Source organism: Cohnella suwonensis (assembly GCF_042655365.1).
Taxonomy (GTDB): Bacteria; Bacillota; Bacilli; order Paenibacillales; family Paenibacillaceae; genus Cohnella; species Cohnella suwonensis.
Genome location: NZ_JBHSMH010000032.1, coordinates 1 through 748, shown reverse-complemented (window position 1 = coordinate 748; position 748 = coordinate 1). Strand labels below are relative to the sequence as shown.

General features: G+C 44.0%; 1 protein-coding gene. It reads left to right on the top strand.

The window, feature by feature from the left end:
• A partial coding sequence (locus tag ACFPPD_RS11545) for a transposase (RefSeq protein WP_378082282.1) occupies positions 1-579 on the top strand: 579 nt, incomplete at its 5' end.
• Positions 580-748 lie beyond the last annotated feature (169 nt).

The following is a 748-nucleotide window of genomic DNA, read 5'->3' as shown; positions in this document are numbered from 1 at the left end:
AAAGAGGTCAAGGCTCATCCCGAGATTTACAAGTTCGTCCCTTCCACGTCTACATTTGATTTTTTGGATTTGCATGAGAACTTGTTTTACCCGATTTCCTTTCGGGTTGTTCGTTTCGTCCTGCCTAATGGCGCTTATGAAACCGTCATTACGAATCTTTCTGCCGCTGATTTCCCACCCGATGAAATCAAGTCTATTTATAACCTGCGTTGGGGCATTGAAACCTCTTTCAGGGCATTAAAATACACCGTCGGTCTGACGAATTTTCACGCAAAGAGACAAGAGTCCATCACCCAAGAGATTTTCGCAAGAATGATCATGTACAATTTCGCTGAAATGATTACCTCGCACGTAGTCATTTCCCAAATAGATAAACGGCACCCCTACCAAGTCAACTTCACGGTTGCCGTTTACGTTTGTAGACATTTCCTGCGCTCACTGGACGATGAACCCCCGCCCGATGTTGAAGCACTGATTCGCAAAAACATTTTGCCGATTCGACCCATTCGCCCAGGGCAGAAGAATACGCGCAAAATCCGCTCCAAATCAGTCGTTAGCTTCGTTTACAGAGTAGCATAATTCGTTTCACATGAACATTTTTTAAGCGGATATTCCATCTGCTTTGTTTGCTGTACGCATTTTTCTTGCTTGCACCAAAAAAAACAAACGGCACAGGGCTTTTTCCCATGCCGTTTCGGACTCCATTTTTATTCCCGGTCTTGTCTTTGAGCTTAACTTAATGACATTG